The 14,898-nt window shown below is 60.1% G+C and carries 21 protein-coding genes and 1 pseudogene; 21 read left to right on the top strand and 1 reads right to left on the bottom strand.

All coding sequences use genetic code 11. From position 1 onward, the window contains the following. Positions 1-686 precede the first annotated feature (686 nt). Positions 687-1,292: a hypothetical protein gene (locus IBT54_RS24400; protein ID WP_201253253.1), complete on the bottom strand. Its 606-nt coding sequence runs from the start codon at positions 1,290-1,292 to the stop codon at positions 687-689. 209 nt (positions 1,293-1,501) lie between these two features. Between IBT54_RS24400 and IBT54_RS24405 the strand changes: the two genes are divergently transcribed. From IBT54_RS24405 to IBT54_RS24505, 21 genes and pseudogenes are all read left to right on the top strand, one after another. Further along, positions 1,502-1,894 (top strand): conjugal transfer protein TraA, encoded by a 393-nt coding sequence (locus IBT54_RS24405; protein ID WP_201253254.1) that lies wholly within the window; start codon positions 1,502-1,504, stop codon positions 1,892-1,894. Between the two features lie 7 nt (positions 1,895-1,901). After that, a complete protein-coding gene (gene traL, locus IBT54_RS24410; RefSeq protein ID WP_167432491.1) occupies positions 1,902-2,204 on the top strand; it encodes a type IV conjugative transfer system protein TraL in 303 nt (100 codons plus the stop codon). Between the two features lie 44 nt (positions 2,205-2,248). Next, a complete protein-coding gene (locus IBT54_RS24415; RefSeq protein WP_201253255.1) occupies positions 2,249-2,848 on the top strand; it encodes a TraE/TraK family type IV conjugative transfer system protein in 600 nt (199 codons plus the stop codon). A gap of 4 nt (positions 2,849-2,852) precedes the next feature. Then, positions 2,853-3,590 (top strand): F-type conjugal transfer protein TraK, encoded by a 738-nt coding sequence (gene traK / locus IBT54_RS24420; RefSeq protein WP_201253256.1) that lies wholly within the window; start codon positions 2,853-2,855, stop codon positions 3,588-3,590. Next, positions 3,587-4,975 carry an F-type conjugal transfer pilus assembly protein TraB gene (gene traB / locus IBT54_RS24425; RefSeq protein ID WP_201253257.1) on the top strand — a complete coding sequence of 463 codons (1,389 nt, stop codon included), beginning with the start codon at positions 3,587-3,589 and terminating at the stop codon, positions 4,973-4,975. The genes traK and traB overlap by 4 nt, the downstream gene beginning before the upstream one ends. 11 nt (positions 4,976-4,986) lie before the next feature. After that, positions 4,987-5,502: a transcription/translation regulatory transformer protein RfaH gene (rfaH, locus tag IBT54_RS24430; RefSeq protein ID WP_201253258.1), complete on the top strand. Its 516-nt coding sequence runs from the start codon at positions 4,987-4,989 to the stop codon at positions 5,500-5,502. Next, positions 5,499-5,903 carry a hypothetical protein gene (locus IBT54_RS24435; RefSeq protein WP_201253259.1) on the top strand — a complete coding sequence of 135 codons (405 nt, stop codon included), beginning with the start codon at positions 5,499-5,501 and terminating at the stop codon, positions 5,901-5,903. The genes rfaH and IBT54_RS24435 overlap by 4 nt, the downstream gene beginning before the upstream one ends. Positions 5,904-5,968: 65 nt before the next feature. After that, on the top strand, positions 5,969-6,433 hold the full coding sequence (locus IBT54_RS24440; protein WP_201253260.1) for a hypothetical protein: 465 nt from the start codon (positions 5,969-5,971) through the stop codon (positions 6,431-6,433). Beyond that, entirely contained in the window at positions 6,426-6,671 is a 246-nt protein-coding gene (locus tag IBT54_RS24445) for a hypothetical protein (RefSeq protein WP_201253261.1), read from the top strand. Before IBT54_RS24440 ends, IBT54_RS24445 begins: the two co-directional genes overlap by 8 nt. Positions 6,672-6,682: 11 nt before the next feature. Then, the gene (locus IBT54_RS24450) at positions 6,683-7,054 is read left to right on the top strand and encodes a hypothetical protein (protein WP_201253262.1); all 372 of its coding nucleotides are present in this window, start codon (positions 6,683-6,685) and stop codon (positions 7,052-7,054) included. A 104-nt stretch (positions 7,055-7,158) separates the two neighbouring features. Continuing rightward, the gene (gene traV / locus IBT54_RS24455; RefSeq protein ID WP_201253263.1) at positions 7,159-7,701 is read left to right on the top strand and encodes a type IV conjugative transfer system lipoprotein TraV; all 543 of its coding nucleotides are present in this window, start codon (positions 7,159-7,161) and stop codon (positions 7,699-7,701) included. Next, positions 7,701-7,928 carry a hypothetical protein gene (locus tag IBT54_RS24460; protein WP_201253264.1) on the top strand — a complete coding sequence of 76 codons (228 nt, stop codon included), beginning with the start codon at positions 7,701-7,703 and terminating at the stop codon, positions 7,926-7,928. The genes traV and IBT54_RS24460 overlap by 1 nt, the downstream gene beginning before the upstream one ends. Beyond that, entirely contained in the window at positions 7,918-10,563 is a 2,646-nt protein-coding gene (gene traC / locus IBT54_RS24465; RefSeq protein WP_201253265.1) for a type IV secretion system protein TraC, read from the top strand. The genes IBT54_RS24460 and traC overlap by 11 nt, the downstream gene beginning before the upstream one ends. A 14-nt stretch (positions 10,564-10,577) precedes the next feature. Further along, the gene (locus IBT54_RS24470; RefSeq protein WP_201253266.1) at positions 10,578-11,018 is read left to right on the top strand and encodes a TrbI F-type domain-containing protein; all 441 of its coding nucleotides are present in this window, start codon (positions 10,578-10,580) and stop codon (positions 11,016-11,018) included. Next, on the top strand, positions 11,015-11,638 hold the full coding sequence (gene traW, locus IBT54_RS24475) for a type-F conjugative transfer system protein TraW (RefSeq protein ID WP_201253267.1): 624 nt from the start codon (positions 11,015-11,017) through the stop codon (positions 11,636-11,638). Before IBT54_RS24470 ends, traW begins: the two co-directional genes overlap by 4 nt. Beyond that, entirely contained in the window at positions 11,635-11,925 is a 291-nt protein-coding gene (locus IBT54_RS24480) for a hypothetical protein (protein WP_167432478.1), read from the top strand. The genes traW and IBT54_RS24480 overlap by 4 nt, the downstream gene beginning before the upstream one ends. After that, positions 11,915-12,586, top strand: a complete 672-nt coding sequence (locus IBT54_RS24485; protein ID WP_201253268.1) for a hypothetical protein — start codon at positions 11,915-11,917, stop codon at positions 12,584-12,586. The genes IBT54_RS24480 and IBT54_RS24485 overlap by 11 nt, the downstream gene beginning before the upstream one ends. A gap of 104 nt (positions 12,587-12,690) precedes the next feature. Beyond that, positions 12,691-13,071, top strand: a complete 381-nt coding sequence (locus IBT54_RS24490; protein WP_201253269.1) for a hypothetical protein — start codon at positions 12,691-12,693, stop codon at positions 13,069-13,071. A gap of 166 nt (positions 13,072-13,237) precedes the next feature. Next, positions 13,238-13,579, top strand: a complete 342-nt coding sequence (locus tag IBT54_RS24495) for a hypothetical protein (RefSeq protein ID WP_167433417.1) — start codon at positions 13,238-13,240, stop codon at positions 13,577-13,579. Then, a complete protein-coding gene (gene traU / locus IBT54_RS24500) occupies positions 13,576-14,568 on the top strand; it encodes a conjugal transfer pilus assembly protein TraU (protein WP_167433418.1) in 993 nt (330 codons plus the stop codon). Before IBT54_RS24495 ends, traU begins: the two co-directional genes overlap by 4 nt. Positions 14,569-14,577: 9 nt before the next feature. Then, a pseudogene (locus tag IBT54_RS24505) lies at positions 14,578-14,898 on the top strand (type-F conjugative transfer system pilin assembly protein TrbC); the annotation flags it as partial.

A 14,898-nucleotide genomic window follows, 5' to 3' on the forward strand; every position in this document is an offset into this window, starting at 1 on the left:
ATGATGGCGATGCTGACGGAAATGTATCTGCATATCCGCGGTGAGTCCGGGCCGCAGGCGCTTGAGGAGATGATTGACCAGAACCTGACGGGAATGAGCACCGCAGAGGATAAAGCGGAAAGTAAACATTTTATCAAGGAAGAACAGAATTAACTGACCCGTTACATTACCGGTAATAAATCCCCACTGAGTAATTTATTACCGGCGTCACTTCAGCCTCAGCACCAATCTCCCTGTCAGTGTCACGTCCGGTTAATTCCTTCTGGTGTCGTTACTCAGCCCGCTGACTTTACACAGCCCGCTGACTTTACACAGCCCGCTGACTTTACACAGCGTAATATCTCATCCTGTCTGTTATTAACGCCTTATGCTTTCGTTGTGGATGTGACATCACAAGCTGAGCAGCGCATAACGGCAGAGACTGCACCGCGGCAGTTATATTGCAATCTGCGCGGGACGGGAGGGTTTTTTTCAGAATAACTTTCATTCTCGAACCGAACCATTCTGCGGGCTCGTTTATTTATATGCCTGTTTTATTCATTTCTTTTCAGGGCAGGTTTAGCCAGCGCTGTACGGGCCGGCTGACCCGTACAGCCGTAACAACACGCGAACCTTTGCTGTGAGGTGAAAAAAGAAATGTTATCTGAAACTGTTTTTATAACCGCGTGTGGGGTCAGGTAACTGACTCACGTCCCCGGTTTTTTATCTGACAATGGGTTTTCTGCCACAACAACCTTTTCCAGAATGAACTCGTCAAATAATATCGCCAGCTCCCGCAGTCGCCTGACCTCTTCATTCTCCGGCAGCTGCTGCTCCGTTAAATAATTCAGTGAGTCCAGCAGGCGTTCCTGTATTTCCATATTCATGCTCCGGCGGTTAAAGCGGGCGCTGATTTCCATATCCCGTCGCAGATTTTCGGGAAAGCTGCTGCTGAATGCACGATTCTTTCCCGGAACGAACGGTTTCTTTTCCGCACGCATCGACTCATCCGGCTGATATTCTTCACGGATAACATCCAGCCTGGACTGAATAAACTCGTCGAACATCCTCGCCAGCGCAACCAGCCGCTGACCCTCGTCCGTTTTTATAATATGCCTGCGTGGCGAGAAGTGCATCGACGCAATAAGCCGGCTGATAATTTCATCGTTAGTGGTATATCGCCTGACGCGAGCCGCCACGCGCAGTTCCATCAGGAGATTTTCCGGCAGCCATAATTTCCGGTACTGCATTTCTCCTCTGGCATATTTCCTCGGACGGCCGCGACCGTCGCCCATACTCTCTTTCACTTTCATGCTTCAGAACCGCCTTCAGGAGTTCAACCGGACAGGCAGCAAGCGTACGCCACCGCATTTAAGGATTAATCCTAAAAAAATGCATGAGAGTCCTTAAAAGTGTGACATGCGTCACAGATTTTTTTTTTTTGAGAAAATGTACACTTACGGCGCGTTACGTCTGTTTACGCACACTGACATTTCTTTAACTCAAATCGAGGGTTTTACACATGAAAGTTGTCACGTCACACCCTGCACTGGTGCAGGGGTCTGCGGAAGCCTGCCCGCCGCGCAGCGGAACGGCGGCACAGGGACTTATCGGCATCGCACGACGCGCCTTTACCCTGATTCACCGTTACCGCGCTAACGTTCTGCTGGCCTGCCTTGCCATTGCCGTGTTTGCTCTGCCGCATCTGGCCGGTGCGACTGACCTGCTGGCCACGCAGAAGCAGGATGCCAAGGATACGTTTGGTCATGGCAGTACCGTGGAGTGGGGGCTGTACATCGCTGAAATCATTCTTTCCGTGGGCGCCTACATCAAGGTGCGTAACCCGATGATTCTGGTCGGCGGCATCCCGTTCCTCATCGTTATCACCCGCGTCTTCTTCAGCCTCGCCGGCTAATCCCGTCATGGACAGGGAATCGCTTCAGTACCAGTTCCCGGAAACCCTCAATCAGCAGAAACGTTTAGCCGGACTCCCCACAGAGGAGGCCGTGCTCATCATTGCGTGCGGCGTCATCGGTTTTTTCAGCGACATGTTCATTGTGATGCTGATTGTGGCGGGCGCGCTCTGGCTGTTAGTCCGCCATCTGAAGAAGGGACAGGGCACCTGGTGGCTCATGAATCTTCTTTACTGGTACCTGCCGACCGCGCTGCTCCGGCTGCAGTTCCGCCGCGTGCCCGACTCGGGCAACCGGCACTGGATGCAGTAACCCACGCGCCATCTCCGGATGGCGCTTATTAAAAGGATAACGCTATGAAGTATCAGGTCCGGGAGGGGCGCAACCGGGTAATCATTCTGGCCCTGTGCGCACTTTCGCTGCTCGTGTTTATTCTCGCCGTCAGCAACGTCGTCACCGGCGCGCTGGCGTGGCACTTTGCAAAAAAGCAGAAGACCCTGACCACCCCGATGATGTTTGACCGCCCGTTCGTCTCCGATTCCGCCTCCGGAGACGCGGCCTTAAACGGCATGCTGGTGCGCTCTTTCGTCAACCTCCGCCTTTCCGTCACGCCTGAAACCGTGGACAGCCAGCACGCCGCCCTGCTGCGCTTCGTTCCCGCTGAATACCGTGACGACATGAAAAAGCAGCTCGCCGCCGAAGCTGAGTACATCAAAAACAACGGCGTCTCTTCTGTGTTCCGCATCGATGACGAAATCACCGACTCCACCACCGGTGACATCACCGTGCAGGGCACGCTGAGCGCGAGCACCACCAACGGTAACCTGAACATTTCGCTTCCGGATGCCAGTAAAGCCTACCGGCTCAGCGTGCACTACGTGGACGGCCTTATCCGCCTGACGGCCTTCCCCGAGGTGCCCTGGACTCAACCTGAACGCCGCCCGCAACAGGACTGAACCGATGAAAAAGACCCTTTCCGCCCTGGCCGTTGCCGGCGCGCTGGCGCTGCTGCCTGCCGCCGGGCAGGCCGCCGTACCCGGCCCGGCCGGGACCCCGTTTGAGAATAATGCGCATCTTAAGGCGCAGATGAGCAATACCAGTCCTAACAAAATCATTATCGACGGCGAGCTGATTACCGGCATCACCGGTCCGGAAAATGCCTACCTCAAAAGCAACACCGCCGACGGCGCGCTGCTGATTACGCCACAGACCGGTCAGGACTTCACCATCTTCCTGGAAACGGCCGGCGGCGTAGGTGTTTCGATCGACGTGTCACCCAAACCCGGTAACGGCCGCACGCTGCACCTGATACCGGCCGATGTGCCACTGAAGCCTAACCCGGACGCGAAGGTCTGGGAGGAAAGTCAGCCCTTCCAGAAAACGCTGGTAAGCGTTGCGCGCAGCGTGGTCAGCGGCGGGGTGCCGGAGAACTACACCGAGGTGAAGGCCTCGCGCGGTCCTGCGTATAACCCGCCTGCGGGCGTGCTGCTGACACCTGAGCGTCAGCTTGCCGGCTCCCACCTGCGGGTGATGCGATACCGCATGAAAAACACCGGCTACGTGACGCGGTCGCTGAGTGAGAAACAGTTCTGGCTGAAGGGCGTGCGGGCGGTAATGCTCTCAACCCGCACCCTGTATGCAAGCGGCGAAGGCTTCGTGTGGGTGATTTTCTCCACTGACGCGGAGGGCGGGTCATGAGCAACATCAACACCGCCACGCGCCGGCGCCAGTGGGTGATTGCCGGCGTGGCTGCTGCGGTCATGCTGGCCGTGGGCGGGGGCATCTGGGCGTACTCACACCATCAGGCGGAGCTGAACCGTCCCGCGCCGAAGGCTGCACCGAACCTGACCGGCAGCCTTGTGAACACGTCCTTTACTGAAGGGGTGGCCACCTCCGCGCTGCAGCAGCAGCAGAACAAGACCGCCGGCCTTGAGCACAACCTCGGGGCGCTGGCAGACACGCTGAAAAGCCAGAATGAGGAGCTGCAGAAGAAGCTCAACACGATGGCAGACGCAATCAGTCAGCTGCAGACGCAGCAGGCGGGCCGGCCGGCAAACGGTCCTGCCGCCACCACACCGGCGGCCGGAGCCACCCCTGTTAATGCACCGGTCTCCGCCGGGCAGTCCGGTCCGGCGCAGTGGAGCATCAACAGTCCGGGCAGCGGACCGGCCAGAGGGCAGGGAGGACAGTTTTACCCGCCGCAGGGGCAGGCCTTCTATCCCGGCACCGGTACGGTGCGTCCTGGCGGTCTGAGCCGTGAAACCTTCACCTACGCTGCGCTTACCGGGAAAAAGACAAAGCTTCCCTGGATACCTTCCGGCTCCTTTTCCGAGGCCACGATGATTGAGGGCGCTGACGCCAACGCCAGCGTGACCGGTCAGCAGAATACCTCGCCGGTGGTCATCACCCTGCTCGGCGAGGTCTCCATGCCTAACGGGAAGACCTGGAACATGGACCAGTGCCGCGTGACCGGAGAAATGTACGGTGACATCTCCAGCGAGCGTGGCGAGGTTCGCACCAAAAACATCAGCTGCATCCTGGATAACGGCAAGCATATCGATATGCCGTTCGACGGGCACGTGTCCTTCCAGGGCAAGGTGGGCATCCGCGGCAAGCCGGTGATGCGTAACGGCGCCATTGTCGCCAATGCCGGTGCCGCCGGCCTGCTGTCCGGCTTCGGTGAAGGTATCCAGTCTGCCGCCACGCCAACGGTCGGGCTGGGTGGCAGTGCCTCAGTTGGCGCCGGTGACATCTTCAGGCAGGGGCTCGGTGGCGGTGCCAGCAAGGCGGCGGACACGCTGAGTCAGTACTGGATTAAACGTGCCGAGCAGTATCACCCGGTGATTGATATCGGCGCCGGTAATGCGGTGACGGTGGTGTTCCAGCAGGGCTTCCGTCTGGAAACGATTGAGGATGCCGAAGCTGAAAAGGTGAAGCAGGAGGCTCCGCAGGCCGCCGTGCAGCAGGCCTCAGCAACTGCACCGGCAGTCAGCAACAGTAATGGCAGTGCGCCTGTTCTGAATCCTGACGAAGTTCTGCGTCAGGCCAGCCAGCTGCGCCTCGGCGACACCATCCCACAGTAGAGGAATTAATAATGATGCAATGGTATGTGGCACAGACACGATACGCCCAGGAAAAACGTGCGCAGCAGCAGCTGGAAGAGCAGGGCGTCACCTGCCTGCTGCCGGAATTTTCACAGGTAAGGCTGCGTAATGGCAGGGTCCGGGCTGTTACGCCGCAGCCGCTTTTTCCCGGGTATCTGTTTGTGCGCTTCGATCCGGAGGTGGTGCATACCACTGCCATCAAAGGTACGCGCGGGATCTCCACGCTCATCAGCTTCGGCGGCCTGCCCTGCGTGGTGCCGGACGACGTCATTGAACTGCTGGCGGAGGGATGGGAAGGTGCGCCGCTGACAACGGACGCACCGTGTAACGGAGACCGCATCATGATTGAGGATGGCGCGTTTGAAGGACTTGAGGCGGTGTGGTGCGAACCTGACGGCACGAAGCGGGCTATCCTGCTGCTGACGCTGATGAACCGGCAGGTCCGTGTGCCTGTTGAAAGCCACATGCGCTTTCACATCATCGCCCGCGGGCAGGAGGCAGCATGAAGGCGCTGATTAAACGATGGCTTCACCCGGACAGCACAGAGCACCTGTTTGTGATTCTGATTGCAGTCACGCTGGCGGCGAATTTCACCGTATCCGCTCTGACGATGCGTGAGGGGCTGTCCGGCTTCCCGGGTTTTCCGGGCTGGCAGGTCTGGCGGCTGGCCCTGTTCGCGTCTCCCGTTATTGTTCTGCTGGCGTACCTTTTCAGGGAACTGGCGGGCGCGACCTTCTGTGCGATGGCAGCGTGCTGGCTGATACTGGCGGCATTTTATGTTGTCTGGGGGGTGTGGTTCTGGGCGATGCCGGTACCCGACGCCAAAGATATTTTATTCATGACAGGCTTAACCACCGGTGTCGGGTACTTTTTTACGCTGCTCCTGACGCTGCTTAACGCCATATAACTGATTTAGCCGGTCCGATTGTGCACGAGCAATTAACCGCTCATTTTCCCAAAGGAGTCAGTCGCATGATGTTAACAGCTCAGAAGAAACGTCGCCGGCAACTGTCGCAGATACGATACCTGGTGGCCTGCTGGAAGAGTCGCCATCTGCCGTATGGCGGCACGCTGGCGACCTGTGTGCTTGCCGGTCTGGCGTTTGCTGTGCTCTGGCGTGAATACGCAGCAGACTCAGTGTGGGCGGGCCGGGCACTGGTTATACCCGTATTCATTGCTGCAGCGGCTGTTATCAGACGCCTGCGGGAGCCGCTGAACTGGCAGGACCTGATAGCCATCAGGCTTGAGGGGTACACGCCTCTTGACCTTCCTGCCTGGCACGAGCTGCAGCAGGGAGTTAAAGAGGCCGGTTTTATTGAGGTACCCGTACTCGAGCTCTGGCTTGAAAAAGAGACCGGGGCCGTGTTTAAACCCGCCCGGCGTGATTTTGCCTTTACTGAACGTCAGCCTGAAGAAGGGGTAAGTGAAGATGACTGAACACAGCCAGCGTGAACAGCATATCCGGCTCTGTGCGCTGCGGCTTCGTTACCGGCGCGCCTGGCAGGCACAGGCGAGCAGCTGCCGGCTGGCCGCTATGCTGACCGAAATCGATATGGTCTGTCAGCGTCTGGCGTCTGACAGTGCCGGGCCTGATGCCGAATGCCGCCGGGTAGTATCTGCCGGCGCACCTGATTCGGTCGCCGGCTCAGGTGACGTAACACACTCTCCAGCGTAACGGAGGTTTTGATGATTCAGGATAAAAAGACACCGGAGCCGGATGCGTTATTCATCCGCGTCTCTCACCCTGCCGGTAATATGCTGTTCCGGCTTGAAAAGCTTAACACCCGCCCGGTGTCGGATGCGGCAGTACGCCCGATGGCTGAGAATTCCGGGCACCTGTCCGCGCTCACAGACCTCACGATTGAGCAGCTGGCGGCGTACATCGCTGACGTCATTCATCAGGTCTCACCGGGCACACCGCGCGCAGACGTCTGGGTACGCACAAAATCGCCGGTAAAAAACATACCCGTAGTCAGCAGCCCTCCCGTTATGAGCGAGGATGCGCTTAAGGACCTGCAGACGGTCAACGCCTTCATGAAAGGTAAACATACCGGCTGAACCCGTTTTTTAGTGCCTTCACCAGGGCAACCTGCACCACCCGATTGACCCGCACGTTTATCTCCCTGACCCATTGCGGCCCGGCCGCCACTGAGGATTCCACCATGCAGAAACTTTTTGCGTGCGCACTGCTGTGCGCTGCGCTGACCGGCTGCGCCGGCATGAACTCTGATTTTGACTGTAATAAGACCGCGACCGACCAGTGCCTGTCGATGTCCGATGCCAGCAGGCTGGCATCAAAGCATCAGAGCCTGGACGACCTGACGGCAGCTAAGGAGGCCGGCCCAAAGCCTGCCGCTGAGGCGCTGGCGACGCCCGGCAACGTGAAGCCCGCCGTCAGCCCTTACCGCCCGGTAAGCGTGGCAACACTTGCCCCGCGTCCGGTTAAGGGGCAGGGCGCGACCGCAGACAGCCTGCAGGCATCCACGGTGCCGGTCCGTACCGGTGCCACCGGTCCCGTGGTCCCGGGTGACTACAGCGGACCGGGCCAGGTGGACGCCCGCCGCATCCCGGATGCGACGCAGCGCCTGTGGATTGCGCCCTGGGTGGATGAGCAGGACAGCTTTCATCAGCCTGCCGTGGTGGAGTTCGTGAAAGAGAAGTCCCGCTGGGACGAAGACTTTCGCGTAATCAGCGAGGGCGAGTAATGAAAAAGCGTTTTTCATTCAGCAGCGCGCATGAACGGCCGGCATCCGCATCGTCCGCTGCAGCGCTGCATCACCGGGTCCGGCCCGGGCTGATGTTCGCGGATGCGCCCGGTTACGGACACGTCTTTGCGCAAAGTACGCCGGGCACCGGAAAGTCCGCACTCTTCCCTGCCCTGATAAAGGCCGTGCTGAAAACAGAGCGCGCCGGAGGCCAGCATGATCAATAACGTTATCGATCACCTCACCGGTATTTTCAGCAGCAGCCGGGATGAGGGCGGCGCAAAACAGGCGCGCCAGAGGCTGCAGGAGAGCTTCAGCTACCCGTCGCTGACCACCCTGCTGCCGTGGCGCGAATTTGATGAGAAGTCTGAGCTGTTCATCAACAGCCGCTCGGTCGGCTTCATTATGGAAGTCGCGCCGCTTGCCGGCGCAAATCAGCAGGTGGTACAGGCGCTCGATGACCTGCTGCGTAAAAAGCTGCCCCGTAAAACGCCCGTCACGGTGCTGATGGTGGCCAGCAAGTGCGTGGGCGACATGCTGGAGAACGGGCTGAGCCGGGACATGTGGAAGGGTGACATGGCGCCGCGCCTCAACGCCATCACCAAAGCCTTCTGGGAGCGCTCTGCGCTGAAGGGCCTGGCCAACGAGCGCGAGTACCCGCTGTACCTGCGTAACTACCGCGTGTTCCTGGTGTATGCACACCCCGGCACCGGCGGCATCAGGTCGATGGACGCGGTGGCGCAGGTACGCGAAACGCTCCGCGTCTCGATGCTGGCCGCCCACATGGACACGCGTCGCGTGGGACCGAATGAGTTTTTATCCGTCATCCGCGAGCAGCTGAATTACAGGCCGGGGCAGGTCAGTGCCGGCAGCGAGCACTGGAACCCGGAGCAGGAGCTGCACCGCCAGTGCGTGGACACCAGTACAGAAATGGAGGTTCATCCGGATCACCTGAAGCTGACCACCGCGCGGCAGCAGGGTGACCGGGCGGTCAGCGACAGTAGCGACAGCGCGGTGGTCAGCACGCGCATCGTGAACATGCAGCTGACGAAGGTGCCGAAGCAGTTTGCACTCTGGCAGGCGGCGGACAATCTGCAGAACATGCGCTTCCCGGATTTAGGTATTCCCTGTCCGTTTCTGCTGAGCTGGACCATCTGCGTGGAGGAGCAGGTGAGCAGCCAGAATGAGGCGTTCCGTAAGGAGCAGGACATGGGCAAGAAGGCCAACTCCTCCTACGGCAAAATGTTCCCGAATACGCAGCGCACCTATGAGGAGTGGCGCGACCTGCGTATGGGGCTTGCCAGCAACGAAATCGCCATGTGCAGCTTTAACCTCAACCTGACGCTGTTTACGCCCGACAGCGACAGCGAACAGCAGCGCTGTGAACTCTCCGCCATCAACGTGTTCCGCAAAAATGACCTGGAAATGTCCGCACCCCGCTATCAGCAGCTGCGCAACTGGATGACCTCGCTGCCGTTCGTGATGCAGGAAGGGCTGTGGGACGACATGAAGCACATGAATGCCACCCTGCGCTGCAAGAGCTTCAACGCCGTCAACCTCATGCCGGTCGTGGCCGAGCGGCAGATGGCGGCATCGGGCAGCCCGCTGCCGACCTATCGCAACGCGCTGGCCTTTTTTGACATGTTCAGCGAAAGCAACGGGGCCACCAACTTTAACATCGCGGTGACCGGCACCACCGGGGCGGGGAAGAGCTTCTTCATACAGGAAATCCTGCGGCAGGTGCTGAACGCCGGCGGCTTCGGCTGGGTTATCGACATGGGGGGCAGCTATAAGAACTTCTGCCGGCAGGCGGGCGGGGCCTATCTGGATGGCGCGACGCTGCGCTTTAACCCGTTCGCCAACGTGCGGGACATTAAAGAATCCGCCGAGGGCATTCAGGGCCTGCTGACCGTTCTGGCCAGCCCTAACGAACCGCTGGATAAGGTCAGCGAAACCATCCTGCTCAAAGGCGTGGTGGCGGCATACGAGGCGAAGCAGAACACCGCGCGTATCGATGACGTGGTGCTGTACATGAAGTCGGCGGCAGTGAAAGAGGAATATGGCCAGCAGCCGACCATCATGAACCGCATCAACGAGCTGGTGCTGCTGCTGGACCGCTGGTGCACGTGGGGAGCCAACGGCGACTACTTCAATTCGGACAAGCCGACGCTCGACGGCGACACGCGCTTTGCCGTACTGGAGCTGCTGAGCCTGGAGAACCAGCCGCACCTGCTCTCCGCCATCCTGTACTCGCTGATTCTGGCGATTCAGGAAAAGATGTACCACTCGCCGCGCAGCCTGAAGAAGGTCGCCATTATCGATGAGGCCTGGCGCCTGTTCAGCGGCTCTAACCCGCACGCGGCCCGCTTTATCGAAACCGGCTACCGTACGGTTCGCCGCCATCGCGGGGCATTCATCACCATCACGCAGGGCATCAAGGACTTTACCGGCACCAAAGACCAGGCGGCACCGCCGGCTGCGGCGGCGGCATGGGACTGTTCGGGCACCAAAGTAACCCTGCTGCAGGAGGCGAAGGCATTCAAAACCTACCTCAACTCCAACCCGGATCAGTTCAGCGAAGTTGAAACGCAGGTCATCCGCGGGTTCCAGCCCGCGCGCGATACCGGCTTCAGCTCGGTGATGATCTCAACGGGCGAAAACAGCTCGTTCCACCGCGTCTTTGTTGACCCGGTCACGCGCGCCATGTTCAGCACCCGCGGGGAAGACTATCAGTACATGACGGAGGCGCAGAAGGCCGGGGCGACCAGCGAAGAGGCCGCGTACCTGCTGGCCTGCGAGCCGTACATGTACCAGGCCGAGATGCAGGAGCTGGAGCGCTGGGCCGGACTGACCACTGCTTAAAAGAGGAATTAACGATGCAGGAAGAAAGACAGCCGCCTCAGCAGGTGGCCACAGAAACCGAGGATAGCATAAGTGACGGCGCTCGCGTGACCGCGGCTGCGCGACTGATGCGCAGCCGCGGCGTCCGGCTGGCGGCGTTCGCCGTGCTGGTCATCACGACAAGCGCCGGCGTCAGTGCGCTGGTTGCCAGGGCCGTACAGCCCGATTACGTGGTGTTCGACATGAAAGGCACCATCGACACATTCCGGCAGCAGACGGCGCAGCAGCCGGTGGAAAAGGGGGCGCTGGAAACGCTGACGAAGCGCTTTGGCGCCGCGCTGGACGCCAGCCTGTCTGACTGGCAGGCCGCACATGGCGGCGTCGTTCTGGTGAAGGGCGCGGTGGTTGCCGGCGTCACCGATATCACCCCGGTCATTCAGGCCGATATTGCCCGGCAGATGCAGGGGGCGCCATGAGGCAACTCGCCACAGCGGTTGTTCTGCTCGCTGCAGTGGTTGCTCAGCCCGTGCAGGCAAAAGAGCTCGGGACCATCGGCCACCTGTTCCCGATCGCCGAGCCGGACCTGCTGACCTTTATCGGTCAGCGCCTGCAGGGCATGGAGGACAGCGGCGAGATGGACCGCCTGCAGCGTGAGGCGGAGGCCCGGGTGAAGGCCCATGCCGTTCGTCCGGCCCCGGTGGCCGGGCTGACGCCGGCGAAAACGGACCGCGCGTTCCTGTATGACCCGACCTTTACGGTGCGGGAAACCATCCGTGACATGCGCGGCAACGTCATCGCGCGTGCGGGCGACAGAGTTAATCCGCTGGATAAAGTCGCCTTCAGCGAGACGCTGTACTTCGTGGACGGTGACAATCCGCAGCAGATGGCGTGGCTGAAGCCGCAGCTCGCGGGGCAGCAGAACTTTAAGGTCATCCTGGTGAAGGGCAACGTGCACGACAGCAGCATCGCGCTGGACGAGCCGGTGTACTTCGACCAGTACGGTACGTTAACAACAAAATTCGGCTTTGAGCACACGCCGGTGCGCATCACGCGCGCGGACAGGATGCTCCGGGTAGAGGAGGTGGCACTGAAATGAGTCACAGCACACAGGGGCAGACCGCGCCTCATAAAGTAAAGCGTCATAACGCCCAGGTGCGCCTGGACGATGACGACAAAGCCGGTCTTCGCCGCATGACCGCCGAGTTTCCGCTTTATTCAGAGTCGGTGATCCTGCGCGCCGCGCTGCAGACGCTGATGGCGTGCAGCGGAGAGGTCCGGTCGGAAATCGTGCTGGCTTCCCTGACGGATAAGGACGTGGGTGAAATCATGCGCCGCCACGGCATGCAGCCGGCACCTGAAGGGGAGGGCGCACATGCAGGCTGATTCTGTAAAGCATCCGGTGAGTAACGGGGCGTTCTCTGCAGAACCGGTCGTGGCGTCGTCTGTTCAGTCTCACGCTGAGCCAGTAATGCAGACAGAATGGGCGGTGCAAGCCCCACCTTTATGTCGTGCCGAATTCTCACTGGCGCCGGAAAGCATCCGTGCGTTTACGGGACAATTGCCAGCCGTGGGTGGTTGCATCGTTCTGATAGCGATGGCTATTGTCATCGTCAGGGCCGGAAGGCGAATGATTCCGGCGAGGCCGGATACGATGCGCGTTGTTTACGGCTCACCCTCTCCGGCACCGTTTGGCAGTCGCGAGATGGCAAAACTGGCTGCTGATGAGGCGAACAGCCACTACTGGCAGTGCATGCTGGCGGCATTTCGCGGCGCGCTGGAGGCGGAAGGCTTTGCGCTTCGCACCGAGCCGCGGTCAAAGGTTGCGTTGCCTTATGCTGTACGGGCGCGTGTGGGTATAGCCATCGTAAAGGCGCGTTCCCGCTATCTGAACCCGCGCCAGAGTGACGACGCTGCAGAGGCGATGCTGCGCGATGCCGAACAGGATGACTATACCGGCAGCTGGACCGATTGCTGTCTGCGGGGAGCGGAAGCGGCCGGCTGGTACATTGTCAGGCGCGACCACGGTCCTGAGACAACAGGATAACGACATGCGGGATGCAGTGACGGTTCACAGTGGCCCGGGGCCGTGACTGACAGCGGCTGGTCTATAATTCTGCGCGTGAATACTCACACAAAGGGATACAGGCAATGAAAAAAATGACATTCGGCCTTTTACTGCTTGCGGCCGGCCATGCCACCGCGGCTTCGTCATTTACGCAGGACTGGCCGTCATGCGATGTAAAGGCTCAGCATGAAGTGAAGGGGGAAACCGGCGGAAGTATTAAAGACCCGCTTCAGGCGCACATATCGGTACGCATTAACGTGCTGCAGGCCGATATCGGTAATGCCCGCAAGGCGCGTCACCTGACGGAAGCGCAGTCTGAACAGCTGTGGCAGCAGGCAGACCGGGTCAGAAAAGATGCTGAAGGCTACGTAAAGCAGCAGGGCTTTCTCAGTGCGGCCGAGCGTGCCAGCTATGACCGTGAGCTCGACACTATCGCCGGCAGGCTGTGCCGCGCGGTGAAGTAAATCCTCCCCGGGTGGCTGCGGCCACCTGAACACCTTTTCTGCCCGCAGTGCGCAGGCTGTTCGTTCCTCGCGCTGCTGCGGTACGCCTCAGCCTGCACCCCGCAGGCAGGCCCGTTTAACGTCTGACCCCGGCAGTTCCGCTGCCGTCTTTACGGAATCTCACCCTATGACACACCCTGCTGAAATATCGGCTCAGCCGGTCGTGCGCGATCGCTGGGGCGGCTGGACGCATCCTGAATTTTTCGTGCCCGCTGACGGCAATGAATATCCGCAGCCCGGCGAGTTTGAGGCCTGGCTTACCGCACATAACCTGGCGGCCGCCTTCACCTGGATGGAAAACGACGCGCCGGACTGGATGATGCAGGCCTTCCGGAAAACCGGTGACTGCAGCCGCTGGGAGCCGTCCGGGCCAGCGGGCGAAGGCTGGTTTACCGGCAGCATTCACGACACGGACGACGGCCCGGTATGCGTCTGGCTCCGCAGTAAAACAGAGGTCAGAGGCTCATGAAACGTTTCCTCCTCATAATGTGCCTGCTCACGGCAGGGATCATGGCGAAGCCTGTCATGGCAGCGACCAGCAACGCCGGCGACGGGCGCTGGGTAAACCCCATCAGCGACGTCTGCTGGAAGTGTCTGTTCCCGATGTCACTGGGCAGTATCCAGCTCGCATCAGGCGCGCATCCGGACACCCCGAACCCCGCCTCGCCGATTCAGATGTGTCCCTACGGTATTTTCTACCGGCTGGGTCTGGCCATTGGCTTCTGGGAGCCGCTGGCGCTGACGGACGTGACGCGCGAACCCGGCGTCATGGTGAACATGGGCGGCTTTAAAATTAACCTCGGCCGCACCGGTGCCGGACGCGGCGGGCAGAGCGACTCACCTACTCCCGGCAGCTTCTATCACGTTCACTGGTACAAATATCCGCTGATTTACTGGCTCAACATCATCACCAGTACGGGCTGCATGCAGACCGGCGACATGGACATCGCCTATCTGTCCGAGGTTGACCCGCTGTGGAACGACAGCACGCTGGCCATGATCCTGAACCCGGAAGTGGCGCTGTTCAATAACCTGCTGGCGCAGGGGGCGTGTGCTGCAGACTCCATTGCCTCCACGGCGGGCGTGCCGCTGGACCCGCTGTTCTGGTGCGCCGGCGCACAGGGTTCGATGTATCCGTTTACGGGCTTCACCAGTAATGAGTTTTCACCGCTGGAAGCCTCGCTGCTGGTCAGCGAGCGCATGGCCTTCAAGCTGCACCGGGAGGGACTGGTGATGGAGACGGTCGGGGCGGACGTGGCTGTGTGCTACCAGTATCCGTCCCCAATCATTCCGAAATCACGCTGGCGTTATCAGATGGTCAATATGTACCCCGAACCCAGCGACTGCCACCCTTTCGGCACCACGACCCAGCTCTGGGGCTCGGTACACAACTCACCGGCGACGAAAAAGAACTTCGGCTACCTCATGTGGCGAAAGCGTAACTGCGTTTATCTGTAAGGACTCACCATGAAACAACCTCTGATTACGGCGCTGCTTGCTGGCGCCGCGCTTCTGTGCGCAGAAATGGCGAATGCCGCAGAGCAGCCGGTCGTGTCAGGTAATGACATGGCGTACATGAAGCAGCAGCAGCGCGACCTGGAGCTGTTCAAAAGCCAGCTGAAGGGCATGAATATCACGCTGCCGGATGCGCAGCAGGAACGGGTCTCGCAGCTGCAGAACGAAATTGCCGCCTCGCAGGCGGATCAGAACAGCGCCGCCCGCCCCGCACCGCGGGCCGTGTATTTCGTGAGCCTGGGTATCCCGGAGGAGGGGCTGCTGCCGATGCTT

This window comes from Pantoea sp. S62, from assembly GCF_016658625.1.
Taxonomy (GTDB): Bacteria; Pseudomonadota; Gammaproteobacteria; order Enterobacterales; family Enterobacteriaceae; genus Pantoea; species Pantoea vagans.